Origin of the sequence: Planctobacterium marinum (assembly GCF_020687805.1) — a bacterium.
Taxonomy (GTDB): Bacteria; Pseudomonadota; Gammaproteobacteria; order Enterobacterales; family Alteromonadaceae; genus Planctobacterium; species Planctobacterium marinum.
The window spans coordinates 237,736-261,466 of the sequence record NZ_JAJEWQ010000003.1 but is presented as its reverse complement, the minus strand read 5'-3'; the positions used below and the strand labels follow the sequence as shown (position 1 = coordinate 261,466).

At 46.8% G+C, this 23,731-nt stretch carries 24 protein-coding genes; 17 read left to right on the top strand and 7 right to left on the bottom strand.

Translation table 11 applies throughout. The features are described 5' to 3' along the window. Positions 1-161 precede the first annotated feature (161 nt). The 12 genes from accD (at position 162) to LJ740_RS10890 (ending at position 10,444) form a co-directional block, all read left to right on the top strand. Positions 162-1,025 carry an acetyl-CoA carboxylase, carboxyltransferase subunit beta gene (gene accD / locus LJ740_RS10945; protein WP_229529133.1) on the top strand — a complete coding sequence of 288 codons (864 nt, stop codon included), beginning with the start codon at positions 162-164 and terminating at the stop codon, positions 1,023-1,025. Between the two features lie 6 nt (positions 1,026-1,031). Beyond that, positions 1,032-2,300, top strand: a complete 1,269-nt coding sequence (folC, locus tag LJ740_RS10940; protein ID WP_229529132.1) for a bifunctional tetrahydrofolate synthase/dihydrofolate synthase — start codon at positions 1,032-1,034, stop codon at positions 2,298-2,300. A 35-nt stretch (positions 2,301-2,335) separates the two neighbouring features. Beyond that, positions 2,336-2,935: an SPOR domain-containing protein gene (locus tag LJ740_RS10935; protein WP_229529131.1), complete on the top strand. Its 600-nt coding sequence runs from the start codon at positions 2,336-2,338 to the stop codon at positions 2,933-2,935. Between the two features lie 81 nt (positions 2,936-3,016). Continuing rightward, the gene (locus LJ740_RS10930) at positions 3,017-3,508 is read left to right on the top strand and encodes a CvpA family protein (RefSeq protein ID WP_229529130.1); all 492 of its coding nucleotides are present in this window, start codon (positions 3,017-3,019) and stop codon (positions 3,506-3,508) included. 9 nt (positions 3,509-3,517) lie between these two features. Further along, positions 3,518-5,044, top strand: a complete 1,527-nt coding sequence (gene purF / locus LJ740_RS10925) for an amidophosphoribosyltransferase (RefSeq protein ID WP_229529129.1) — start codon at positions 3,518-3,520, stop codon at positions 5,042-5,044. An 87-nt stretch (positions 5,045-5,131) separates the two neighbouring features. Then, positions 5,132-5,854, top strand: coding sequence for a YebC/PmpR family DNA-binding transcriptional regulator (locus LJ740_RS10920; RefSeq protein WP_229529128.1), 723 nt, complete (start codon positions 5,132-5,134; stop codon positions 5,852-5,854). A gap of 122 nt (positions 5,855-5,976) precedes the next feature. Next, positions 5,977-6,399: a CBS domain-containing protein gene (locus LJ740_RS10915; RefSeq protein WP_229529127.1), complete on the top strand. Its 423-nt coding sequence runs from the start codon at positions 5,977-5,979 to the stop codon at positions 6,397-6,399. A gap of 20 nt (positions 6,400-6,419) precedes the next feature. Next, on the top strand, positions 6,420-7,304 hold the full coding sequence (locus tag LJ740_RS10910) for a 2-keto-4-pentenoate hydratase (RefSeq protein WP_229529126.1): 885 nt from the start codon (positions 6,420-6,422) through the stop codon (positions 7,302-7,304). Continuing rightward, positions 7,297-8,136: a sulfurtransferase gene (locus LJ740_RS10905; protein WP_229529125.1), complete on the top strand. Its 840-nt coding sequence runs from the start codon at positions 7,297-7,299 to the stop codon at positions 8,134-8,136. The genes LJ740_RS10910 and LJ740_RS10905 overlap by 8 nt, the downstream gene beginning before the upstream one ends. Next, on the top strand, positions 8,133-8,822 hold the full coding sequence (locus LJ740_RS10900; RefSeq protein ID WP_229529124.1) for a DNA alkylation repair protein: 690 nt from the start codon (positions 8,133-8,135) through the stop codon (positions 8,820-8,822). Before LJ740_RS10905 ends, LJ740_RS10900 begins: the two co-directional genes overlap by 4 nt. Then, complete coding sequence (locus LJ740_RS10895; protein ID WP_229529123.1) at positions 8,819-9,295, top strand: copper chaperone PCu(A)C; 477 nt, start codon at positions 8,819-8,821, stop codon at positions 9,293-9,295. Before LJ740_RS10900 ends, LJ740_RS10895 begins: the two co-directional genes overlap by 4 nt. An 18-nt stretch (positions 9,296-9,313) precedes the next feature. After that, entirely contained in the window at positions 9,314-10,444 is a 1,131-nt protein-coding gene (locus LJ740_RS10890; protein WP_229529122.1) for an alanine racemase, read from the top strand. A 57-nt stretch (positions 10,445-10,501) separates the two neighbouring features. On the opposite strand, the gene LJ740_RS10885 is transcribed toward LJ740_RS10890, so the two are convergent. Next, positions 10,502-11,854, bottom strand: coding sequence for a hypothetical protein (locus LJ740_RS10885; RefSeq protein ID WP_229529121.1), 1,353 nt, complete (start codon positions 11,852-11,854; stop codon positions 10,502-10,504). A gap of 146 nt (positions 11,855-12,000) precedes the next feature. Here LJ740_RS10885 and LJ740_RS10880 point away from each other — a divergent pair, with 146 nt between their 5' ends. Together LJ740_RS10880 and LJ740_RS10875 are read left to right on the top strand one after the other, a co-directional pair. Then, entirely contained in the window at positions 12,001-12,966 is a 966-nt protein-coding gene (locus LJ740_RS10880) for an MBL fold metallo-hydrolase (protein ID WP_229529120.1), read from the top strand. 98 nt (positions 12,967-13,064) lie between these two features. Continuing rightward, on the top strand, positions 13,065-13,247 hold the full coding sequence (locus LJ740_RS10875; RefSeq protein WP_229529119.1) for a hypothetical protein: 183 nt from the start codon (positions 13,065-13,067) through the stop codon (positions 13,245-13,247). A gap of 33 nt (positions 13,248-13,280) precedes the next feature. On the opposite strand, the gene LJ740_RS10870 is transcribed toward LJ740_RS10875, so the two are convergent. From LJ740_RS10870 to LJ740_RS10855, 4 genes are all read right to left on the bottom strand, one after another. Then, positions 13,281-14,870 (bottom strand): response regulator, encoded by a 1,590-nt coding sequence (locus LJ740_RS10870; protein WP_229529118.1) that lies wholly within the window; start codon positions 14,868-14,870, stop codon positions 13,281-13,283. 224 nt (positions 14,871-15,094) lie between these two features. Further along, positions 15,095-15,307 (bottom strand): hypothetical protein, encoded by a 213-nt coding sequence (locus tag LJ740_RS10865; RefSeq protein WP_229529117.1) that lies wholly within the window; start codon positions 15,305-15,307, stop codon positions 15,095-15,097. Between the two features lie 321 nt (positions 15,308-15,628). Further along, positions 15,629-16,234, bottom strand: a complete 606-nt coding sequence (locus LJ740_RS10860; protein ID WP_229529116.1) for a TetR/AcrR family transcriptional regulator — start codon at positions 16,232-16,234, stop codon at positions 15,629-15,631. A 117-nt stretch (positions 16,235-16,351) separates the two neighbouring features. Beyond that, positions 16,352-16,621 carry a hypothetical protein gene (locus LJ740_RS10855; RefSeq protein ID WP_229529115.1) on the bottom strand — a complete coding sequence of 90 codons (270 nt, stop codon included), beginning with the start codon at positions 16,619-16,621 and terminating at the stop codon, positions 16,352-16,354. A gap of 125 nt (positions 16,622-16,746) precedes the next feature. On the opposite strand from LJ740_RS10855, the gene LJ740_RS10850 reads away from it, so the two are divergent. The 3 genes from LJ740_RS10850 to LJ740_RS10840 all read left to right on the top strand — a co-directional run bounded on the left by LJ740_RS10850 (position 16,747) and on the right by LJ740_RS10840 (position 20,479). Beyond that, the gene (locus LJ740_RS10850) at positions 16,747-17,646 is read left to right on the top strand and encodes a histone deacetylase family protein (protein ID WP_229529114.1); all 900 of its coding nucleotides are present in this window, start codon (positions 16,747-16,749) and stop codon (positions 17,644-17,646) included. Between the two features lie 85 nt (positions 17,647-17,731). Beyond that, positions 17,732-18,625, top strand: coding sequence for a helix-turn-helix transcriptional regulator (locus LJ740_RS10845; protein WP_229529113.1), 894 nt, complete (start codon positions 17,732-17,734; stop codon positions 18,623-18,625). A gap of 99 nt (positions 18,626-18,724) precedes the next feature. Further along, entirely contained in the window at positions 18,725-20,479 is a 1,755-nt protein-coding gene (locus tag LJ740_RS10840) for a monovalent cation:proton antiporter-2 (CPA2) family protein (RefSeq protein ID WP_229529112.1), read from the top strand. 82 nt (positions 20,480-20,561) lie between these two features. On the opposite strand, the gene LJ740_RS10835 is transcribed toward LJ740_RS10840, so the two are convergent. Together LJ740_RS10835 and LJ740_RS10830 are read right to left on the bottom strand one after the other, a co-directional pair. Beyond that, positions 20,562-22,610: a TonB-dependent receptor gene (locus tag LJ740_RS10835; RefSeq protein ID WP_229529111.1), complete on the bottom strand. Its 2,049-nt coding sequence runs from the start codon at positions 22,608-22,610 to the stop codon at positions 20,562-20,564. A gap of 55 nt (positions 22,611-22,665) precedes the next feature. Beyond that, positions 22,666-23,731 (bottom strand): PepSY-associated TM helix domain-containing protein (locus LJ740_RS10830; RefSeq protein WP_229529110.1); only part of this gene is annotated, 1,066 nt, incomplete at its 5' end.

The following is a 23,731-nucleotide window of genomic DNA, read 5'->3' as shown; positions in this document are numbered from 1 at the left end:
ATTACTGTTAGAATGTGGCAAAATACGTTGCAGAACGCTTAATTTAGAAACCCTATTAATGATAAAAGCAGCATCATTTAGCAATAAAATGAGTTGAATTTCTGTAATATTGCGGTGATTTGCTTTTATCTTGCTAATTAAAAGTGAGAGAACCAAATTCAATGAGCTGGATCCAAAAGATACTACCAAAAACCCAATCAGCTGTAAAAAGTAATGTACCGGAAGGTATTTGGACCAAGTGCGGAAAATGTAACGCCGTACTCTACAAAGTTGAATTAGAAAAACAGCTGGAAGTTTGCCCCAAGTGTGACAATCACATGCGCATCAGCGCCAGAGCGCGTCTGAATCATTTCCTCGATCAGGGAGAGCGCACAGAGTTGGGCTCTGAGCTGGAGCCCCAGGATATTCTCAAGTTTAAAGATTCCAAGCGCTACAAAGATCGCATCGCCAGTGCTCAAAAAGCATCAAACGAAAAAGATGCACTGGTTGTAATGAAGGGCAAACTGCACGGCAAGCCAATTGTTGCTGCCGCGTTTGAATTCAGTTTTATGGGCGGGTCCATGGCGTCTGTAGTGGGTGCCCGATTTGTCAAAGGTGTTGAAGCGGCATTAGCGAATAATACCCCTTTTGTTTGCTTTTCTGCCAGTGGCGGTGCCCGTATGCAGGAAGCGCTGTTATCTCTGATGCAAATGGCGAAAACCAGTGCCGCATTGGCGAAAATGAGTGAAAAAGGCTTACCCTACATTTCGATACTAACCGACCCAACCATGGGCGGAGTGTCTGCCAGCCTGGCTATGTTGGGTGACGTAAATGTGGCCGAGCCGGGTGCTCTTATCGGTTTTGCCGGCCCCAGAGTAATCGAACAAACCGTGCGGGAAACCTTACCCGATGGCTTCCAACGCAGCGAGTTCCTGTTGGAGAAAGGCGCAGTCGATATGATTGTCGATCGTCGTCATATGCGTCAAAAACTCTACAGTTTATTAGATAAAATGCATCACAGCGCTGATGCCGTAAAACAAGCGTAGCCAGCCTTGAATGAACATCATCAGCACCCCGCAAATTTGGCAGGGTGGTTGAGTTATCTGGAAAAAATACATCCTGCTCAAATCGACATGGGATTAGAGCGGGTTGCTGCGGTTTATGAGCGGCTCAATATCAACTTTGATTTTGCCAGGGTGATTCTGGTTGGCGGCACCAACGGTAAAGGATCTACCTGCCGCTACCTGGAGCTGATGGCGCAGCGTATCGGATTAACAACGGCAGTATACAGTTCCCCGCACATAACGGATTATCGGGAACGGGTTCGCTTCAATCAGGCGCTGTTGGCGGAACAACAACATTGCGCAGCTTTTGCCCAGGTTGAAACCGCCCGAAAAGACACATCACTGACCTATTTTGAGTTTGGCACACTGGCAGCGCTGCAGTTAATGGCAGAACGCCGGCCTGATGTCATAATTCTTGAAGTGGGCTTAGGTGGCCGTTTGGATGCCGTTAATATTGTTGAACCTGATGTGTCTGTCATTACTACTATCGATCTGGATCATCAGGCATGGTTGGGTGATACCCGTGAGCAAATTGGGTTTGAAAAGGCGGGTATCATGCGTCCGCACAAACCCTGCGTGGTGGGAGAACTGGACCCGCCTGATTCTCTGCGCAAACACGCGCAGCAGATTGCTGCCAAAGCCTGGTTTCGCAATCAGGATTTTCAGATAGAACACCACGAGCAGGGATGGACCTTGCACGGCAGCTGCAACGGACAGTCATTTCGCCTTACGGACTTGCCGGTAGGGCAATTACCAACGCAAAATGCCGCAACTGCATTATTTACGGCGAAGCTGTTGGAATGGACTTTAACCGACCATCAAATCAGAGAATTAATCGCCACCGCCACATTACCCGGTCGCATGGAATCTCTGGCTCATTCTCACCGAATTATCCTGGATGTAGCCCATAACCCGCAGGCAACCGGTTACCTGCGTTCGCGAATTGAGTTGCTATCTTATCGTCGTCTGATTTTTATTTTGGGTATGCTGTCCGATAAAGACTCACAGGCCAGCCTTGAGGTATTTCGGGATTTGCCGGCAACCTGGTATGTTGCGCCCCTGGATAGCCCGCGCAGTGCTAAACCCGAAGTGTTGCAATCGGTACTGGCAAAATCGAATCAGCCTTCCTTTGTTTGCGAATCGGTTGAACAGGCCTGTCAACAAGCGTTAGAATCTGCCAGCGACACTGAAGACCTTATTATTGGCTTTGGATCGTTTTATACTGTGTCAGCCATTAAACAAGCATTAACCCCATAAACGCAGTTCGATATTCAGGAAACAGGAAGCATATTTTGGCTACAGCATTTCAAAACCGATTGGTAGGGACCATCATCATAGTGGCGCTGGCTGTGATTTTTTTACCTGAAGTCCTGGACGGGGAAAAGCGCCACAGTCAGGACCGATTTGAAGCGATTCCCAAGCGACCGCCGATGAAAAACGTGACTTCTCCCGATGAATTTCCGTTTAAAAAAGTACAGGACGCGGTAACCCGGGAGGTGGTTATCGTGGATGAACAACCGCTTGACGAACCTGTTGATACTGCTGAAGAGATGCCTGGCAACGCCGTCAGCGAGGCAGATACACGCGTGGCACAACAAAGCCCGTCACAGTCTGACGCACCGGTCATGGAGCCAAAACAAGAACAAATGCAATCCGGATGGGTGGTTCAGTTGGGCAGTTTTAAACACAGTAAGAACGTCAAAGATCTGTTGCGCAAACTGGAACAGGCGGGTTACCGGGCCTTTACCAGACCGATTCAAACCAGCTCGGGGACCTTGACTAAAGTATTTGTCGGTCCTGATCTGGATGACGGCAAATTAAAAACAGCAATCCCACATTTAAAAGAAGTGACGGGTTTACAGGGTAAACTGACCCCTTTTAGCGTTGATTAAAACAAGACATCGGTCTGTGGCTTTGGTAAAATGCGCGCCGATCTTAAGATTGCGCCGTCCCTATGCTAAATAAAGAAAATAATGAATTGGATTGATTTCACTATTCTTGCCGTACTGGTTTTATCGACGGTAATAAGCCTTGTCAGAGGCTTTCTGAAAGAAGCTATCTCCCTTGCCATCTGGTTCACGGCGTTTATGTTGGCCAGTTTTTTCTATGCCGATTTGGCTGTCTATCTCACCTGGTTTCAGGACCAAATATTAAAAAATGCGGTAGCAATAGCGATTTTGTTTGTATCTACGCTGTTGTTAGGCGGATTACTTAATTATCTAATTTCCAGATTAGTGATATTTACCGGATTAAGCGGCACAGATCGTGCGCTGGGTCTGGTTTTCGGAATGTTAAGAGGCGTGCTGATTTGCAGTGCCGTGCTGTTTTTTTTGGACGCATTTACGCCAGCACCTTCTACGGATTGGTGGAAAACCTCTCTGCTGATCCCTGAGTTTGCTTTTATTATCGAATGGTTTTTTGAATATCTGCAAAACTCATCTAGTTTTATTAGTCCCACTGTATAGGATCTCAATATGTGCGGAATCGCCGGCATCGTAAGTCATAACCCTGTTGCTCAAGAATTATTTGATGCCTTAACTGTGTTGCAACACCGCGGCCAGGATGCTGCTGGAATGATTACTGTAGACAGCAGTATGTTTCATTTGCGCAAAGCAAATGGTTTGGTCAGAGATGTGTTCCGTAACCGCCATATGCAAAGGCTGACCGGTAATCTGGGGATTGCGCATGTGCGATACCCTACAGCGGGCTCTTCAAGTTCGGCTGAAGCTCAGCCTTTTTATGTTAACTCCCCCTACGGAATAGCGCTGGCACACAACGGCAATTTAACCAATGCCGTGGCACTGCAAAAAGAAGTGTTGCAACTGGCAAAACGTCACATCAACACCACCTCTGATTCCGAATTATTGCTGAATATTCTGGCAGACGAACTGCAAAAAGCTGAGGGTCTGTCGTTACAACCTGCTGATATTTTTACCGCAGTGAGCAATGTTCATCGACGTGTTAACGGCGCCTATGCAGTGGTTGCGGCAATCATCGGCAATGGTATGTTGGCGTTTCGCGATCCTCACGGTATTCGTCCTCTGGTGCTCGGTAAACGCAGCACCGACCTGGGTGATGAATATATGGTGGCATCAGAGAGTGTTGCGCTGGACTCCGTTGAGTTTCAGTTTATTCGTGATGTTGCCCCAGGTGAGGCCGTGTACATCACAGAAGATGGTCAGCTGTTTACGCAACAGTGTGCAGATAATCCCACCCATGTGCCTTGCATCTTTGAGTTTGTTTATTTTGCCCGTCCGGACTCCTTTATCGACGGTATTTCTGTTTATGCGTCCCGGGTTAACATGGGCAAAAAACTGGGACAGAAGATCGCTCAGGAATGGGGTGATCTGGATATTGATGTGGTTATTCCTATTCCTGAGACATCAATCGATATCGCCTTGCAAATCGCACATGAGCTAAACCTGCCATATCGTCAGGGTTACGTAAAAAATCGCTATATCGGTCGTACCTTCATCATGCCGGGACAGTCACAACGCCGCAAGTCAGTACGCCGAAAACTCAATGCGATAAAGTCAGAGTTTAAGGGTAAAAATGTCTTGCTGGTAGATGACTCCATAGTACGTGGTACGACATCCGAGCAAATTATTGAAATGGCCCGTGAAGCCGGTGCCAAAAAAGTGTATTTTGCTTCAGCCGCGCCGGAAATTCGATTCCCGAACGTATACGGTATTGATATGCCGTCACCCAATGAATTGATTGCATATGGCAGAGAAGTAGAAGATATCTGTGAGTCCATCAAAGCTGATGGTTTGATTTATCAGGATATTGAAGACCTGCGTCAGGCGGTAAGTGCCGAAAATACCGCCATCAGCCATTTTGAAATGTCCGTATTCAATGGTGATTATATTACCGGCGATGTGACTCAGGAATACCTGGAATCACTGGATAAAGCCCGCAACGATGATGCGAAAGGGCACAGTTCCGAAGATGAATTAACGAACCTGGACGTGCATAATATGTCCAGTGAGAGCCATGGTTAGGTTGCCAGTGTGCAACTCATTGGCATTGAACAACACATTGTAGTGTGCATCATAACGATAAAATTGAAATAAAAGACAGAGTTTAATATGGGAAGAAGTTTCGAAGTTCGCAAAGTCGCTATGGCTAAAACAGCGGCGGTTAAAACCAAAGTGTATTCAAAATACGGAAAAGAAATTTACGTATGTGCCAAAAACGGCGGCCCGGACCCGTCTGCTAACTTGTCTCTTAAACACCTGATGGACAAAGCGAAAAAAGATCAGGTACCGAGCCATGTAATTGAAAAGGCCATTGAAAAGGCCTCAGGTGGAGCCGGTGAAGACTTTGTTCCCGCGCGCTACGAAGGCTTTGGACCGGGTAACTGTATGGTGATTGTGGATTGTCTGACAGACAACAATAACCGTACCATTACCGACGTACGCAATTGCTTTACTAAAACTAACTCCAAAATTGGCGCACCGGGTGCCGTTGCCCACATGTTTGATCATTACGGCGTTTTTGTGTTTGCCGGTGACGATGAAGATGCCGTTCTGGAATACCTGATGGAAGCCGACGTCGATGTGGCTGATGTGGAAAGTGAAGACGGAAAAATCACTGTGTTTGTTCCTCACACAGAGTTTGCAAAGACCCGAAACGCATTGTCAGAATTCCAGGCGGATATCGACTTCGAGGTCGAAGAAATTAGTTTTGTACCGCAAACCAGCGTCGATGTTGAAGGCGACGACGTAGCAGTCTTTGAAAAGTTCATGGACATGTTGAATGATTGTGACGACGTACAAAACGTTTATCACAACGCCATCATCAAAGACTGATTGTTAACGGGCGCAATAATGGCGCCCGATTCTTCCTGCCATTTCGCTTGCGTCATGCAATTTTGCATTGACTTTCCCTGATATAACCGCTTGAATTTGTTAAAAACATACGGGTTTTTAGCATGAAAGTTAAAGATATCATGAGTGCCCATCCGGTTTGTGTTTCTTCCAATGAAACTATGTGGGCTGTTAAGCGCGTCTTTGAAAAGCATACCTTTCACCATCTGTTGGTGGTGGATGAAGGTGTGCTTACCGGTGTACTGTCGGATCGCGATTATCTCAAAACAGTCAGCCCCCATGTTAAAAGTGGTGCCATCAGCTCCCGTGATCTGGAAACCATGAACAAAAAAGTTCATCAAATCATGTCTCATAAAATTGTTTCCATTGGTGCAAACGAACCCGTAATGAAAGCAGTGATGCTGTTTAATCAAAATAAAATATCCTGCCTTCCGGTGATTGAAGACGACAAAGTGGTTGGCATTGTCAGTTGGCGAGATGTAATGCGTTTTCTGGAACAAAGAGTCTTAGCCAGGCAGCAGGCGTAATTGGGATAAAGGAGCAAGCAATGGGACGTTATCGTCTGATTATTGTGCTGAGTTTTGTGTGTTCAATGCCCGGTTTCGCAATTTGCCTGCCAGATGCAGAAGTGCAGTTGCTGGCAAAGGGCTACCCTGTTGAAGCCGTCTCTGGGTTGACTCAGGTTACTTCGCTGGCCGATGCCTACTGCACTCAGGCTAAATATATTGGTTATTTGCAACCCTTCATGGGCGATATTGCAGGTTATAAAGTGGGTTTTACCAGTATTGCGGGTCAGCAGCGCTTCAATATTCCTTCGCCTGCAACCGGGGTGTTGTTGCAAGGGATGATGTTAAATGGCGATGCTGAAATTCCACTTAATTTTGGTTATCGCACACTCATTGAGCCTGACTTTATGGTGACCATCGCAGATGAGCGCATTATGCAGGCAAAAAATGCCCGTGAGACCCTATCCTATGTGAGCAGTATTCACCCCTTTGTCGAAGTTGTTGCGATGCGCCTGGCCGAACAGGAGCCTGTCACCGGTAACAGCCTGGTTGCGATCAATATCGCAGCGACAAACGCCGTCATAGGGCCTGCTATTACTGTGATTGACAGCGATGCGTTTTACCAAAAAATTCCCCGCCTTATCGCTCGATTTACGGATCAGAACAACAACCTGGTTCAGGAAACCGATGCCAGTGCGTTAATGGGACATCCGATGGAAGTACTGTTTTGGTTGGTGCAGGAGTTTAAGACCCGTGGCATTGCACTGAAAGCCGGGCAGAAAATAAGCCTGGGCGCCACCGGAAAACTATTTCCACTGGCAAGCGAAACGCAACATTACCGCTATGAATTTATCGGATTAACGGAAAAACCGGTTGCGGTTACCGTTTCCCTTTTACAACCTGAGGACAGAACCAACAATGAGTAAAAACCTGATCACTGTCCCTCAGTTAAAAGCGATACTTGGCGCAGACAATCTGGTGTTACTCGATGCCAGCATGGCGACGCCTTTACCCGGGGTGAGCAACGACTTGACTCAGGGCTTCATTCCTGGCGCATTGCGATTTGACCTGGAAAAGGTCTTTATCGATAAATGTAATGCATTACCCCACACCATGCCCGATGCCAACCTGTTTCAGGAAGAGGCAAGAAAACTGGGCATTGACCATAACTCACTGGTGGTGGTGTACGACAATATGGGGCTGTATTCAGCTCCCCGGGCCTGGTGGATGTTCAGGGCCATGGGCCATGAGAATGTCAAAATACTCGATGGTGGTTTACCCGGGTGGAAGGCGCAGGGTGAAAACGTGTCTGAACTTGAGGCCGCGCCTACATTGGGGGATTTTCAGGCGAATCCACAACCCTTGAAGTTCATCGTTGCTGATGAACTGTTACAGCGCATCGCATCGGCGGAAATCCGCGTGCTGGATGCGCGCTCTGAGCCAAGGTTCAAAGGTTGGGAAGCAGAGCCGCGCCAGGGTGTGCGCAGTGGCCATATGCCAGGTGCACAGTGTTTACACTTCAGAACACTCACCCGGCAAGGACAACTAAAGCCGGAGTCCGAACTGGAAATGTTATTTTCCTCCTTAAATCTTCAGGTTTCTGAGCCACTGGTAATGACCTGTGGTTCAGGAATAACCGCCTGCATTCTGGCATTGGCCGCAGATGAGTTGGGATATCAGGATATTCGCGTTTATGATGGCTCCTGGGCTGAGTGGGGCGCGGATGAGCGCTTGCCGGTAGTGGCTGATCCTAAATGATGTTGGCACAACGACTGGAGCAGCAATTACGCGAACACCAGGAACCCTCGAGAGCGTTAAAAATGCAGTCCTACATGAAAACCCAACAGGCGTTTTTTGGCGTACCGGCTCCTTTGCGTAAAAAACTGTTTAAAATGGCTGAAAAGCAAGCTCCACTAACAAGTCGCACAGAGTATGAAAGTACGATCATGCAGCTTTGGCAGGGAAGTCATCGGGAACTGCAATATCAGGCGCTGGAAGTGGCCGAGTTTTACAAGGTGTTCCGAACCCCTGAGAGTTTACCCTTATATGAGCAGCTTTTACTTTCCGCTGAGAACTGGGACACCGTTGACTGGATTGCTATCACGTTGGTGGGCTTATTGATCAAAGCTCATCCGACACTGGAAAGTACACTGTTACGGTGGCAGCAACACGACAATTTATGGTTGCGCAGAGCGTCGTTGATTGCTCATATAAAGCATAAAAAAGACACCAATCTCACTCTTCTGAGTGATACTATTTTGCAACTTGCTCAGGAAAAGCCCTTTTTTATTCGAAAAGCTATCGGTTGGGTGCTGAGAGAGTACGGCAAAACCGATGCGGAATGGGTTTTGCGGTTTGTTCAAAATAACCAACACCTGCTTTCCGGTTTAAGCCAAAGGGAAGCGCTCAAACATATTAATAAAAATCGGAGTTACACTTTATGAGTTTTTTGAAAGGGACTGTCGTCAGCCTTGTATTGTTTACTTTTTCCCATCCATTGTTTGCTGACTCATTGCAGTATGAAGATGTAAAGGCCACGCCTACTTTTGCCTTGGCGAAGATGGGAGCGGTGTATGGCAGCTTCAAAAATGTCTCTGATACGCCACTGCTCATCACCGGATTGCAGGTGGATGCAGAGATTGCCGCGAGTGTTGAGTTACATGAGAGTTATATCAAGGATGACATGGCCAGTATGAAACAGCTCAATTTACCTTTTACTCTTGCGCCGCAGCAAGAGCTGGTACTTCGCCGGGGCGGTAAACACATCATGCTGATTGGCTTACAGCAGCCTTTGACGTCCGGAATGCAGTTCCAGCTGACATTCAGTCTGCAAGACCAGGAGGCGATAACAGTGCCAGTTGTGGTGAGTGAGGCCGTGCAGCAAGACAGTGCTGAACACAAACATCATCATCACTAATTGTTGGGTCAGACAAACATGAAACTCAATTTACAACAATTAAATACGCCCTGCTTAATACTGGATGAGGTGCGCTTAAATAACAACATTCAGCGGATGTCTGACAAAGCCGACCGTCATCAGGTGCGTTTGCGTCCTCATGCAAAAACAGCCAAAAGTGCCGCCGTTTTAAAACGGTTTCAAGGCACAGCGACTCCGCTAACCGTGTCAACCCTGAAAGAGGCTGAGTATTTCGCTGAGCAAGGTTTTGCGCAGTTGTTATATGCTGTGTGTCTGTCTCCGGATAAAATTGCCAGAGTGGCGAAACTGCGTCAGCAACACGTCGATATTACAGTGATTATTGATTCATTCAGCATGGCTACGGCTATTGCGGCTTATGCACAGGCGCATCAGGTCCGTTTTTCTGTTGCCATAGAAATTGATTGTGACGGTCACAGAGCCGGATTGTTGCCTGATGATCCCTTGTTAGTGGCATTAGCAAAAGCACTGTTTGTCGACGACGGGATTGATTTCTGGGGCCTGATGACTCATGGCGGTGGCTCATATGACTGCCAGCATTGGTCTGAAGTTAAAGCCCACGCGGAGCAAGAGAGGCAGGCACTGTTATCAGCTCAGGCCCGGTTACAACAGGCCCAGCTTGTATGTCCTAATTTGTCATTGGGTTCGACACCAACCGTTGTGGCCGCAGAGGACTTTTCCGGTATCAATGAAATTCGCCCCGGGGTATTTGTGTTTTTTGATTTGTTTCAGGCGCAACTCGGAGCCTGTGATGAAGCGGATATCGCTTTGTCTGTTTTAGCTACCGTGACATCCCATAAACCGGAAAAAAACCGCATTTTTATCGATGCCGGTGGACTCGCTCTGTCTAAAGATCGCAGCACATCTGCACAACATTGTGATTATGGATATGGCAAAGTTATTAAGCCGGATGGGACAGGATTCAGCCATAACGTTATTGTTAATCAGGTCAATCAGGAACACGGCGTAATACATCTGCCTGATGAGGTTTCAATCTCAGAATTCCCCATTGGTAGCCGGGTCAGGGTATTACCCAATCACGCCTGCATGACGGCGGCTGCGTACCCAGGCTACCACCTGGTTACAGCGGCAGGCGAACTGCACTGGCTTGAGCGTTGTAATGGCTGGTGAAATAAGCCATTGCCTGTATGACTGATTGGTAAAACCCGGGAGGCAGGTTCACCTGCCTTATTCGTCTGACCAACCTGGAATACAGGGGGCGACTGAAAATCTGTAACCCAGGTCCTGGGTTTTGTCTTTCTCAATGACAAAAATCGTATTTTCATCAATGGTGAGTACCCGTTGATTCTCAGCTTTTTTACAGGCTGAAAAGCGATAGGCTTCAAATTGATAAATAAAGCCGGCAATCAGTTTGTCCAGAGTTCTGGTATTTTTTTCTTCGCTATCTTCTGGTTCGCTTTCATCCGGGGCTGATTCTGTATCATCAGGGGTAGAATCGGACAGCGCTTGCTCTTCTGATTCTTGCTGATTTTCAACGGTTGTAACGGTAACGCCAGGGAACAGGGTTTTGGTTTCAGTCGTTTTCTGTTCCGGGCCAGGTTCAAGCAGGTTATCCAGTTCTCCTGATTTAATAGTCGCTACCAGCTTGTTTAAATCTTCATCTGACATGTTGCGTATCATCAATCGTTGCGCGCCGGATATGCCCAATTCATCCAGGGTGGCTTCGTCTTCTGATGAAAGCGGTTGTTCACCACTGTTTTTTAATTTATTCGCAAGCGAGATAAATTCCTCTTCAGGCATTTGTGCAATGGCCTGGGCATCAAATATTGGCGTATCGTCAAAGACATCCAGTTGTTCTATGTAGGGTTCGATAAATTTCACCATGACGATGATTAAAAAGGGGATAAAGACAATGCGCATCCACATGGTGAGTATGGCGAATGATTTGTCTTGCCACAGCGTTTTCAGCCTGATGCGAAATAGCCGCAATACGAAGCTAAGCAATGACCACAAGCTCAGTAATACAATTGCTGAGCCAAGGAAAAGCACAGAGGCTAACAGGATCCAAAAGGGCAACATCAACATGGTAGTAAAACCCATGGTGAATACAAATGTTTGAGGTTCAATGCCGGAAATGGCATTGATCTTAAGGGCCGAGACAGCCAATGCAATGTTGGCGGTGGAAGCATACAGGACAAACAGCACCCCTTTTCCGAAGGTATGCTCCCAAATTCTCATAAAGATCTGCCACAATTCCCGCAATAAGCCAAAACCCGCAATAACCCCCACCACCAGCATATAATCATCATTTTCCTGGGGTTCGGATAAAAAGCTCAATAACATCGCAGCAGCAATAAAATAACACCATTGAGAAAAGGTGAGGTCACGAAATTTATCGGAAAACCAACCTAAAAACCGTGACACGCGGTTTTTTATGCGTGCCAGCACAGCCCATATTGCGTGTTTTAAGGCGGCAATTTTTGCTAAAGGCGGACGGGGCAGTTTCAGCAAGGTTTCTTCAGTGTGGATTGCTTCCGCAGCAGGCGAGTCGTCGCCCGGGGTATTTTGCGTGTTTGCCATAATTATTATTCTCTTTAGGACTATCCCGGCGATGTCGTGACAGAAAAGCTGTGTGTATTAGACCATTTGCTAATACAAATTATAAGATTCTCACAACATTATAAAGTAAGCTCCGAATTATAGTGAATGTGTTGAAGGGGAAATTCATGCCAATGGTCAAATTTTGGGGAACGAGAGGTTCCATTCCTGTGGCTCCCCACGCACACAATATCCGTGCTCGCCTGGAAGATATCCTGATCAAAGCGGTGGATAAGCAACTGACTAGTTATGATGATATCGCTCCTTTTCTGGACAGTTTATCGTTTCCCGAGGTAGGCAGCTTCGGTGGCAATACAAGTTGTGTCGAGATAGATACCGGCAAGGGGGATTATCTGTTATGCGATATGGGTACCGGGTTAAGAGATTTTGCAGCACATTATTTACGGGATCCAAAGCAGCAACGCAGTAAAACCTTTCACCTTTTGCTGTCCCATTTACACTGGGATCATATTATGGGCTTTCCCTTTTTTACTCCGGCTTATATTCCCGGCCACAAAATTCATATTTACGGATGTCACGAACAACTGGAAAGCGCCATCAGAGCGCAGCACAGTGGTCCCGGATTCCCGGTAAGCTTTGATACTTTACTGGCGGATATTGAGTTTCATCTTTTTAATCCCGGAGAAAAGCACCATATTAACGGTATCGAGGTGGAGGCTTTTTTGCAGGTGCACGAGGGAAATTCATACGGCTATCGCTTTCAGGTGGACGATAAGAAGATCGTGTATTCCACAGACTCTGAACACAAGGTGGAAGACCAGGCGCGATTGGACCGGTTTGTGCGATTTATTCAAAATGCCGATCTGGTTATATTCGATGCGATGTACAGTTTGCTTGAGGCAGTTACCTTAAAGGAAGACTGGGGGCACTCCAGTAACTTAATGGGGGTGGAGCTCTGTCTCAGGGCAGCTGCAAAGAAATTGTGTTTGTTTCATCATGATCCTGTACACAGTGACGAAGAAATCCAGCAAAACCTGGATGAGGCTGAAAATTTCGCTGCGTTAATTGCACAAAGTCATCAACCTTCTCTGGAAGTGATTGCCGCCTGGGATGGGTTGCAGGTAGAGGTCTGATCGCAACCCGCAAGAAAACCAACGGGTAGCTTTTGTGTCTGTTGTTGGCTAAAATATAGACAGATATGCCGTTTCATACGCCTTGAACAGGGGGAAATATGCAAATTGGTACGCCATCAGGCATTACGGAAGGGTTAGTGACCATAGAAGGTGCTGCCCCAAATAAGAGCGAGCAGGTTAATCGTCAGGCTCAGCAGCAACAAGAAACTCAGTCACTGGAAACTACTCAGGCGCCGCCGCCGTCAGGGAATATTGGTCAAAATATAGATACCACCGCCTGAATTTTCTTTTCCCTTCACGGGGTTTCGTGGCGTTCAGGCAGAGTGTTTGATTTGTGGCTCAGACGCTTCAGTTTCCTCAGAGGATGCCAGTTCAGTTTTGTTACTGAGGGCCTGTGGTGATTTAAAACTCCAGTACTGTTTCAAACCCAACTCCTTCATCAAGTCCAGTATTTGCAGCTTAACGTTATCGTCGGGAGAAAAATCCTGAAGACATTTGTAATATTTGCGCAGTGCCCGATATACCCGGCCTGATTGTCTGTGCAGGTCTGCCAGTAACAGATAGCGGGCTTTCTGTTCTGTTTTGGTCAGTGTGCGGGTCATCACTTCAGTATGGGTGATTTCAAAACTAATCAACTCAGGACTGATTTCCAATCTGGCGGCATTGCGTTCCAACATCTTGTGTACTTCGATGGCCTGAGCTTCGAGGTTGTACTTGTGGGCAACATATAACAGGATATTCAACTGCTTGACATCCAACTGGTGTCGCAAATCATAAAGTTTCTCGAAATTGCTCAGCAAGGTTTTACCCTGCAGGGCGGCAAGCCCCAGCAAAATAAAAGGTTTATACATATTGTATTTGAATGATCCCTTAGACCAGGTGTTGTTGCGAATGATTTCAACCATGTCGTTGTGAACTTTTTGGGCAGAGTTGCCGTCCAGGTTACCACTGAGGGAGGCGAGGGAATAACAAAGCAACCGTACCAATGAGATATTGTTTTTCAGGTCAAACTCATCGGTTTTTATAGCCTCTTTATGATTCAGATAATCCAGTGCTTTTTTCAGCCCCTGTACTTTTTGCAGTAATAAGGCGTGAGTTTCTATTTCATTGGGTTGAAGCTGACTCTCTTCCAATTTTTCAAAGCAACGCAGGGCCAGTTCTGGTTCGTTTTCATGAAGTTTTTGCAATGTTTGATAATAAATACAGCCTTTGCGCAGAATTTCGCAGCCATTGGCATTGTCCAGGGTCGATAAAAAGCGCTCCCTTTGCCCGGTTGAAAAGCTGATGAATAACTGTTCGCGAACTTTATCTGAACTTAAGGCGATTTTTTCTGAAATATTCCATGCTAAATCAGGTCGACGCCCTTGCAGCAACAGCTTAATCTTTAATTCCAATAATTCATCTTTATGAGTTTCATCAAATTTACTTGGGTCAATATTAATGATGCTTTTAATTAAAACACTGGGGGAAATTTGATTGAGGTTTTTTAATATGTTTTGGAAAACTTGCAGAGATTCAATGGTGGCGTTAACCGAATTTTCCACCATCTTGTAATTTAGCGGGAATTCTAATATTTCTGTGCGTAAATGCCTGAAGATGGGGCTGGCGCCGATCTTTTCAGCGCTGTCCGTGATAATCACAAACTTGCACCACTTAGGCACCAGGTTGGAGCGAGTCAGGTGCCTGACCAGGTTCGCACCGGTGAGGCTAAACCCTAAGTCTTCCCGGATGAATATCAGGTCGTATTTAAAAGACTGTTCGCGACCGACTAAGTCCCTGCCATCCTTCATTAAAGTAACGTCTGATTGGCCTAAAGTGGCAAGCATATTTTTAAGCTCACTGCGGGCGGCCATATTTTGATTGACGATCAAAATCTTCAGTTGTTTCGTTACTTTTTGATTCATACCGCGCCTCCAAAAATCCTTTTTGAGTGTTGGTTACTGCTTCAATAAATTAAGGCTCTACTATTGAATCTAGCGGTATCTAAAAATTTAGATGTATGATATTTCTGAAAATATTGTAAGAGATATCTTACAAACATAGGTGAGGAGAAATTAACTTCGCGGCTCGGGGAAATTAAAGGCCAATAGTAAATGTGTAAACCAGTGCATGTCAATATGAAGGGGGATTAGGCGTTTTCTTGATCTTCGATGAGTAATTCTTCCAGCTCATTAATCAGCAAAATGAGTTTTTCGTGTAATTCGCATATTTCTTTATTCTGAGCTTCTGTTTGTACCGTATCAATTTCGGACACACCGGATAAGAAAGACTGAGCTCCCCGAAACGTCGGGGGCTCACTTTTTCCCTGGACCTGAAAAACTTGCGGTTTTTGTGTGCTCATCGGTTTTACTGGTATCAGGCCCGGTTCTAAATAAAGAACAGGGAGGCTTATTGTTATTATTTTTGCGAAGCTGACCCCGACTTCGTGCCCCCCACAATTCGAAAAACGAATTATGCCAACTATATAGGAAGTATCGTGCCAACTTTGAAAAATAAAAAATATCTTTGTATTTCAGTTGTTTATGATTTTATTGTAAAGGCTTTAGCAGGTTTTTGTAATCTGCTGTGAATGATTTTAGTGCGCGTTGCACGTTAACGGTGCTTTTTTGATATGGGCTTGTTTGTCAGCAATCTGTCGAAAACAAAATTAATCTAACCGGGATCAACTGTTCTGGTGACGTTTCCAGCCCTGAATGGTATCTAAAATGGTGGCCACCATACCTTTGGCTGCGCAGGGATTTTGATCAATACGAATTGTGGCAATCGCACCCCATAAACACCCGCATAAATATTCTGTCTTGCGTGTTAGCTCGGCCTCACTGGCATCGATTAACTGTTGGTTTCGCGCGTTTTCCAGAGCCTGGTAAAAGGAGGTGTAAACTTGCTGTTTAAAGCGCAGTAACTTTTCTTTTACTGCCGGGCTGGATTTATTCAAATCCAATAGCGCGTTTACCATCAGGCAACCACAATGATTGGGTTCTTCTGTGTTCTTTTCACTGCTGATTTTTTCAAAAAGCAGTTTGATGCCTTCCAGGCCGGCTTCAGGGACTTCAATCTGAAATAAGTTTTTGCCCTGTTCGTGATACATATCTAACGCGGCCAGAAACATGCCCTCTTTGTCACCAAAGGCATTGTAGATGCTGATGCGTTTTAGTCCGGTTGCTGTTTCGAGATCGCACATAGAGGTGGCGTCATAGCCATGCTGCCAAAAGGCATTCATCGCAGCATTAATGACTTTTTCTTCGCAAAAAGTACGTGGTCTCGCCAAAATATAGCTCCCGTCTCAGCCGTTGTCGTTCAAACCCGGAATTCTAACCAGATTAGCGACAAAAAAACAGCAATGTGATTGGTTTTCAGGCTTTCTGATACATCAATTCACAATAACTCAGTGTCTGGATTTGCTGTGCAATGCCCGAAACTCATTGAGTAAGTTTTCAATTTCCTGTTCATTACCCACAAATCTTTCTTCTTCATAGTGGCCTAACTTTTCAGCCAGGGTTACCAAATCGTGTTCCAGTTCGTCTTCCAGGACACTGAGTTTGCGCAGTAAAGTTTGCCATTGTTGCTGGGCCTCCATTTCCAGCATATTGATTCTCAAGCTTAATTCCTGCTTGATATGCAGTAATTCTTTTATTACAGATTCAAGTCTGGACATTTCAATTCCTCCACAAAATGAGTCAGTATCTCTGCCTGCTAAGAATAGTTGTACAGTTTAAAGATAAACAACTTCTGGTAAGATGTTGCTGTCCGCATTGATAATTATGGCGCACCTGATAGAGCATGCCTCAACTGATTTTTCATCCAATTTACAGCCAGTTAAGTTTACCCGTCAAGCATCGATTTCCGATACAAAAATATCAGGGGATTTACGATGTGTTACGCACAGAAGGTGTCGCCGAAACTGACTTTTTAACCCCTGAGGCTGTGCCTCCGGAAGACCTGATGCGGGTATTTTCACCCGCCTATTTGAAGCATTTTTTGCACGGTACTATGGACAACAAAGCCATGCGCAGGATTGGATTCCCCTGGTCAGAGCAACTGGTTAAAAGGACGTTGACGGCGGTTGGAGGCACTTTGTTAACAGCGAAGCAGGCACTGGATAAAGGCTGGGCTATCAACCTGACCGGGGGATATCATCACGCTTTTGCGAATTTTGGTTCGGGGTTTTGTATCATCAATGACCTGTATCTCGCGGCATTGCAGATGCGTCAAAGCGCGGATATTGATCGGGTACTGATATTTGATTGCGATGTCCATCAGGGAGATGGAACGGCCAAGCTGGCAGCAAATCATCCCTATATAAAAACCGTCTCCTTACATGCTGAGAAAAACTTTCCTTATCGCAAACAACGATCAGATTTGGACTTTCCATTGCCGGCCAAAATGGATGATTCAGCTTACCTGGAAGTGGTCGATGAGGCACTGCATATTGCGCTTGCGCAATTTAACCCGGATGCAATTATCTATGATGCCGGAGTGGACATTCATATCGATGACGACCTGGGGCATCTGTGCGTTACCACCGAAGGGATTTATGCCCGGGATTGTCTGGTGCGCGCCTACAGTGAAAAAGCCGGTATTCCCATCGCAGCTGTAATCGGTGGGGGTTATCAGCGTGATATCAGCAAACTGGTAGAGGTACACAAGCAGTTGTTTCGGGCCTTTAACGTTGTGTCTTAGCCAGACAAAAAAAGAAGCGATAAATATGATGACATCAAAATGATTGGATGTTATTGTGTTTTGACGGTGGAAAACGGGAATGATTATGACAACAGAACAAATCTGGCTGGAAGAACTGAATCATGGTGCTAAAGAACGGCTGGCTTTTATCGATTTTAGTTTGCAGTACTTTGGGCATATTTCGCGGGCGGAATTAACCGAGCGTTTCAAAACGGGACTGGCTGCCAGTACCCGCGACTTTGCAGCATACAAAGAACTGGCTCCTGATAATCTGGCGCTAAATCACAAGGATAAACGCTATTATCGCTGTGATCAGTTTAATGCGGTTTTTCATCATGATCCCGAAGCCGTTCTCCACCAATTGTGCCAGGGCTTTGGCAATGGCATTTCAACCTTAGTGGAATCCAGTGAGGTGTGTCTGGATGCGGTGCGCCTGATACACCCCGACGCTAATATAATTGCAGCACTCATGCGGGCGATCACCAATCAGCAAGCCATTCGCTGTGGTTACGTATCTATAACTTCCGGTGAGACTGAACGGGAACTGGTACCACATGCGATAGTTAACAACGGGCATCGCTGGCACGTCAGGGCATTTGACCGCACCCATCAGCAATTTAGAGATTTTGTCTGTACGCGTTTTACTTTCGTCTCGGACCTGGAAGAAGTCAGTGCGCCCTACGAGCAAAAAAACGAAGATAAGCAGTGGAATCAGTTGGTCGAGTTGCATCTTATCCCGCATCCCGAAATGGCTCAGACAAGGGCGGTGGAAATGGATTATGGTATGGAAAATGGCGCGTTGATGCTGACGGTCAGAGCGGCGCTTGCCAGTTATGTGTTGCGCCAGTGGCAGGTCGATTGTTCCGCCGATCATCGCATAAAAGGGCAGGGGTGTCAGTTGGCTCTGGCCAATCATACGCAACTACAAGGTGTCGAAAACATGCATCTGGCACCCGGCTTTGGTATCGGTGCTGAGTAAACAAGCAAAGTGAACCAGTCAATTGATAAATAAGATTGGTTCGTTATAAACAGGCTTTGTTATTCTATTTAATCATCTCTTAACGGAAAACTATTAACTATGGCAACTATGACAACTGGCCTCGTATTTCTCGCCGCCGCCGTGGTGGCTGTCCCGGTGTTTAAACGACTCAAACTGGGAGCGATTTTAGGTTACCTGGTGGCGGGACTGGTGATTGGTCCGTCGGTTCTCAATCTGGTGTCTGATCCCGATACCATATTGCACTTTGCCGAGCTGGGTGTGGTGTTGTTGTTATTTGTCATCGGTTTGGAATTAGAGCCGCAAAAGCTTTGGCGCATGCGCAATCAAATTTTGCTGACCGGTGGCGGGCAGTTGCTCATTACTTCGGCGGTGATCTTAGGGTTAATGCTGTTGTTTGGCTTCTCGCTCAACATCGCTATCGTGGTTGGTTTGGCAGTTGCCTTGTCTTCTACGGCATTTGCAATTCAGTTGATGAGCGAACACCGCATTTTAAAGACGCCACCCGGGCAGAAAGGCTTTTCGATTCTGCTTATGCAGGACCTGGCGGTGATCCCCATATTGTTATTAGTAGGGGCTTTGTCAGAAACCTCAGGCACTGCCGCACCAGCCTGGTGGGTTAGTGTCCTGGCGATTCTTGTTGTTCTGGTGGCTGGCCGCTATTTTATTAATCCCTTTTTAAGGTTGTTGTCTCGCTATGGCAGTGAAGAGGTGATGACCGCAGCGGCATTACTGATTGTTATGGCCACAGCAATGGGCATGCAGGCATCCGGGTTATCAATGGGCATGGGGGCTTTTGTGGCTGGAATGCTGCTGGCTAACTCAAGCTTTAAACATCAACTGGAAACTGAAATTGAGCCTTTTAAGGGGCTATTGCTGGGCTTGTTTTTTATCGCAATCGGCATGAATCTGGACCTGAGTTTATTAGTTTCTCAGCCGTTGGTGATACTGGGCGGCGCAGTGGCATTAGTGGTGATTAAAGCCGCCGTTATCTTTGCTATCCTCAAGGCGTCCAGCGAGTCGTCTACTGATGCGATGCGCATTGCATTAATGTTGTCACAGGGCGGTGAGTTTGCCTTTGTGGTCATGGCCCAGGCGTCGGCAAACAATTTGTTGCCTGGTATCGTGGCTGATCAGGTAACGTTAGTGGTGGGCATATCAATGGCCATGACGGCACCTCTGGTGATCTTGCACAGTCTTTGGTTTAACAGTAAAAATTGCCCCAATGTCTATGAATCGGATGTACAGGATGATCACCCCCAGGTGTTAATCGCCGGTTTCGGACGTTTTGGTCAAATCACGGCCCGTATGTTGGCTGCTCACAATATTCCTTTTACTGCCCTGGATACTGACGCGGAGCACATCGAATTTGTCAAAAAGTATGGCAACAAGGTGTATTTTGGCGATGCGTCGCGTTTGGATATCCTGAAAAGAGCGGGAATAGAGCAAGTTAAAGTTTTGTTGATCGCCGTAGACAATGAAGAAAAAGCCTTGCAGATAGCGCAACTGGTCAGGGAAGAGTACCCAGATATAAAAGTGGTGGCGCGACTCAGAAACCGTATGAACGCCGCCAAATTTGATGCCCTGGGGATCACTCATTTAGTACGCGAAGTGTTTGAAGGAAGTATTGATGCGGCCACCCGGGTACTACAGGAATATGGGTTTAGTACTGCTCAGGCGAACTATTATGCGCAGGTATTCAAACACCATGACGAAGAAATTCTGAAACGCAGTATACAGAATCCGTTAGATGCCCAGGAGGCGGTACAACGGACTCTGCAAAATCGCAAGAACCTCGAATCGCTGTTCAACCAGGATAAAGCCGATATTCTCTAAGCTGAACTTGTGATTTGCAAACGTAGCAACGGCCACGGTACTGTGCATGGGCAACACCGTGGCCGGGAACGAAGCGCAGGGATCAGAACGTATAGGTTACCGAAACCCCGAGATTGCGTGGGTCGACAATGGACACGTAACCTGCCGGATACCTGCCACTTACTGGCTCCTGGGATAACAGGGCTTCTTCATCCAGGGCATTATTGATGAAGGCAGAGAATAACCATTGCCCCATTTCATAATTACTTTGTAGTCTGACCAGGGTGTAATCACCGGCAACCCGCTCCGGGGTATTGTTGAAATCACCGTAGTATTCGTCCACATAATTTACAGAAACTCCGACATTCAGGGTATTACTGAGCCAGTATTTGGCACCGAGTTTAGCGGTGATGTCCGGTGCTGAATTAAGTTCATTGCCTTCGACTTCCGGATAGTTTTCGCCGGCATCTTTGATGTCTGTTTTGAGCAGACCCAGGCCAGCATTCAGATCCAGGTTGTCGTTAATTTTGGCGCTAACTTCCAGTTCCATTCCGTAGGTGACCACACTGTCCAGATTGGTGATAAAGCGACTGGAGCTCAGCGCCTGATAGCCCTGATAATCGTTGTAAAACAGATTGGCACTTAAGAATACGTCACCGTCCAGAAAGCTGCTACGGCTGCTGAGTTCAAAGGTATCCACTTTTTCCTCGTCGAAATAGTAGTATTCTTGTTCCGTAAAATTCAATGCGCCACCGGCCGCGTTGTAGCCTTTTCGCGCACTCAATGCGAGTGTCGTGTTCTGGGTCCAGTCATATTGCAGTACCAATTTGGGCAGGAATATATTGGTATCTTTATCGAGCACTGAATCAATCGGGCCATAGACAAAATTCCTAAGCTGCGATTCGCGTTCCAGTCGGGCACCTGCAATCAGGCTCAGCTTCTCAGTAACATCCACACTTACTTCTGTGTAGAGGGCCACTGACTCACTGTTATCATCGCCATAATAGGGGTAGGCACCGGTGCTGATAACGTCATGCTCTCGTTCAAAATAGGCTAAGCCTACAAAGCCTTTAACGCTGTCCTGGCTTTGTCCAAAACTGAGTCTGGCGTCCAGCGTTGTGTTGTTTTCATCAAAAATCAGTTGCTGCTCAGCTTCTGGCGTCGCTTCATAGCTATCAAATCCCCATTGGTAATCCATGACGGCCAGTAGGATATCCAGTCGAAAATCCTGGTTAATTTGGTATCCGGTATTCAGGCTGGTGGTATGTACATCGGTTTCAATATCTCTGAAGAAAATCCGGTTTTTTTCATCCAGGTTTTCGGCTTCATAATAGATGCGTCCGGTATCACCTTGTTCGTTGCTGACCGAGTGGGATAGCAGCATTTTAAGTTCACTGCTGGGGGTCCATTGCAGTTTCGCCCGGATTCGATTGGTTTTAATTTCATCCAGATCATAATCTGGCGGGTTGCTGGCATAACCCTGGTCGTCAGTAATGGTGTCGGCAACCAGCCGCTGCGCGCTGACGCGAAACGCCAGTTTATCTTCGATCAAGGGACCGGACAACGCAACGGAAGTATCGACGTAGCTGTCTTCATTGCGATATCCCAGACGCGCTGCGCCTTCCCAATTTTGTGAGGGGTCTTTGGTTTTAATAAAGACTGACCCTGCAATGCTGTTACGTCCATTGCTGGTGGACTGCGGACCGCGGTACACTTCTATCTGCTCCACATCCCATAAACCGGTATCACCGGTGAGATCTGCCACAAAAGGCTCTGCAACGCCGTCAATCAGTGTGGTAACCCGGCCCTTGGCGCCACCTGATATGGAGTTAAATCCCCCGGCTGCACCATTGCCGGACACACCGCGAATATCGGGTACTGAACCGGACAGTGCCACGACATTCGGGATTTCCGAAATAGCCTGACTCACCGATTTAAACTGCGTGCTGTTCAGGGCCTCTTCGGCAATGACTGAAATGGATGACGTGGTGTCTTTCAGTGTGCGTTCGATTTTTTCACCAATAACCACAATATTTTCCACCTGGGTATCGTCGTTTTCAGGCATATCTTCGGCAATTGCCACAGGACCGGTAAGGCTGGCAGTAATGGCCGCAAGCAGGGGAAGGCGGCGGAAATGATCTGGCGTAAGCATGGGTTGGTGTCTCCAATAATTAAGTGTGTTGCGGGAAATTAATGGACGTGAGTGGTCAGGACCACACGCTGTCCCTCGGGATCTGTTGTTGTCGCTTTTTAAGGTGGGCCTGTGTTGCCCACAAACCTGCCAGTAACGCGGCACAGACAAGGCAAACGCCTGCATTGACCCCGTTATTCGCATTCGTATCCCAATGTAAAAGTGTCGCGGCAATCAGTGCCAGTAGCAGACTGCAAAGGGTGAGTAACAGAATTTTTGCGCTCTTCATCGGTTTATAGACAAGGGCAAACACTGTTGAACCAAGAAAGCCAACGTAGTAAGCGGTCTTTTGCCAGAAAGCAATATCCCAGTCTGCGTGTGGTAAAAGCTTGGCAGTAAGCAGGGCAAGGCCAATACCGGCCAGCGTACCCAATGTCACTCCGACCGTTAGTCTGGCTAAAATCACCACTGAACGCCTTTGTTTTGGAGGTGTCTCACTGTTGTTTTGCTTTTTACGCCGGGCTTCAATCCAGATAATGTTTCCGGTAAGGAATAATAACGACCCTGACAGGCCCATAGCGAAATACAGCCAATGTACCAATCCGCCGCCAAATCCTCCGAAGTGTAAGGTAAAAAAGCCATTCACAATTTTGCCCATAACCCCTGAAACACTGGGTAACATAGCGGTATAACCTGAATCGGCGGTGTAGGGATTGCTCACCCAGAAGGCGTGTTCTGGCCCTCTGATCCATTGTCCGTCAAGGTTTCCACCTACCAGCACTCTGGCCCTTGGGGTTCCCAAACCGGCGTATCGTAATACTTCAGGTTCGAAATCCGCTTCCATCGTCTGAATGGTTTGTCGAAGTTCGTCTACCGGGACCAGGTTGTTAAACGCTAAATCCAGCTCTTTCGGTGCCGGACGACTAAACATAGGGGCATCTTTATAAACCCATTGCTGCATTGCGCCATACAGGACATCGTGATAGGCAAATACGATGGTGGTAACTGCAATAACGATGTGAAACGGTAAGGCGGTAATGCCCAAAATATTGTGGAAATCTACCCAGAATCGCTTACTGTTCTTCCCCTTTCTGACAGCAAACAGGTCTTTAAACCAGCCGGGCAAAAAGATGATCAAACTG

Coding starts and splice junctions, on each gene's coding strand:
- LJ740_RS10845 (WP_229529113.1), top strand. CDS start 17,732: ATGACAACAGAACAAATCTGGCTGGAAGAACTGAATCATGGTGCTAAA.
- LJ740_RS10870 (WP_229529118.1), bottom strand. CDS start 14,870: ATGAATCAAAAAGTAACGAAACAACTGAAGATTTTGATCGTCAATCAA.
- LJ740_RS10885 (WP_229529121.1), bottom strand. CDS start 11,854: ATGGCAAACACGCAAAATACCCCGGGCGACGACTCGCCTGCTGCGGAA.
- LJ740_RS10840 (WP_229529112.1), top strand. CDS start 18,725: ATGGCAACTATGACAACTGGCCTCGTATTTCTCGCCGCCGCCGTGGTG.
- LJ740_RS10905 (WP_229529125.1), top strand. CDS start 7,297: ATGAGTAAAAACCTGATCACTGTCCCTCAGTTAAAAGCGATACTTGGC.
- LJ740_RS10915 (WP_229529127.1), top strand. CDS start 5,977: ATGAAAGTTAAAGATATCATGAGTGCCCATCCGGTTTGTGTTTCTTCC.
- LJ740_RS10910 (WP_229529126.1), top strand. CDS start 6,420: ATGGGACGTTATCGTCTGATTATTGTGCTGAGTTTTGTGTGTTCAATG.
- LJ740_RS10855 (WP_229529115.1), bottom strand. CDS start 16,621: ATGTCCAGACTTGAATCTGTAATAAAAGAATTACTGCATATCAAGCAG.
- LJ740_RS10920 (WP_229529128.1), top strand. CDS start 5,132: ATGGGAAGAAGTTTCGAAGTTCGCAAAGTCGCTATGGCTAAAACAGCG.
- LJ740_RS10895 (WP_229529123.1), top strand. CDS start 8,819: ATGAGTTTTTTGAAAGGGACTGTCGTCAGCCTTGTATTGTTTACTTTT.
- accD (WP_229529133.1), top strand. CDS start 162: ATGAGCTGGATCCAAAAGATACTACCAAAAACCCAATCAGCTGTAAAA.
- LJ740_RS10930 (WP_229529130.1), top strand. CDS start 3,017: ATGAATTGGATTGATTTCACTATTCTTGCCGTACTGGTTTTATCGACG.
- LJ740_RS10900 (WP_229529124.1), top strand. CDS start 8,133: ATGATGTTGGCACAACGACTGGAGCAGCAATTACGCGAACACCAGGAA.
- LJ740_RS10850 (WP_229529114.1), top strand. CDS start 16,747: ATGCCTCAACTGATTTTTCATCCAATTTACAGCCAGTTAAGTTTACCC.
- LJ740_RS10880 (WP_229529120.1), top strand. CDS start 12,001: ATGCCAATGGTCAAATTTTGGGGAACGAGAGGTTCCATTCCTGTGGCT.
- LJ740_RS10835 (WP_229529111.1), bottom strand. CDS start 22,610: ATGCTTACGCCAGATCATTTCCGCCGCCTTCCCCTGCTTGCGGCCATT.
- LJ740_RS10890 (WP_229529122.1), top strand. CDS start 9,314: ATGAAACTCAATTTACAACAATTAAATACGCCCTGCTTAATACTGGAT.
- LJ740_RS10865 (WP_229529117.1), bottom strand. CDS start 15,307: ATGAGCACACAAAAACCGCAAGTTTTTCAGGTCCAGGGAAAAAGTGAG.
- purF (WP_229529129.1), top strand. CDS start 3,518: ATGTGCGGAATCGCCGGCATCGTAAGTCATAACCCTGTTGCTCAAGAA.
- LJ740_RS10875 (WP_229529119.1), top strand. CDS start 13,065: ATGCAAATTGGTACGCCATCAGGCATTACGGAAGGGTTAGTGACCATA.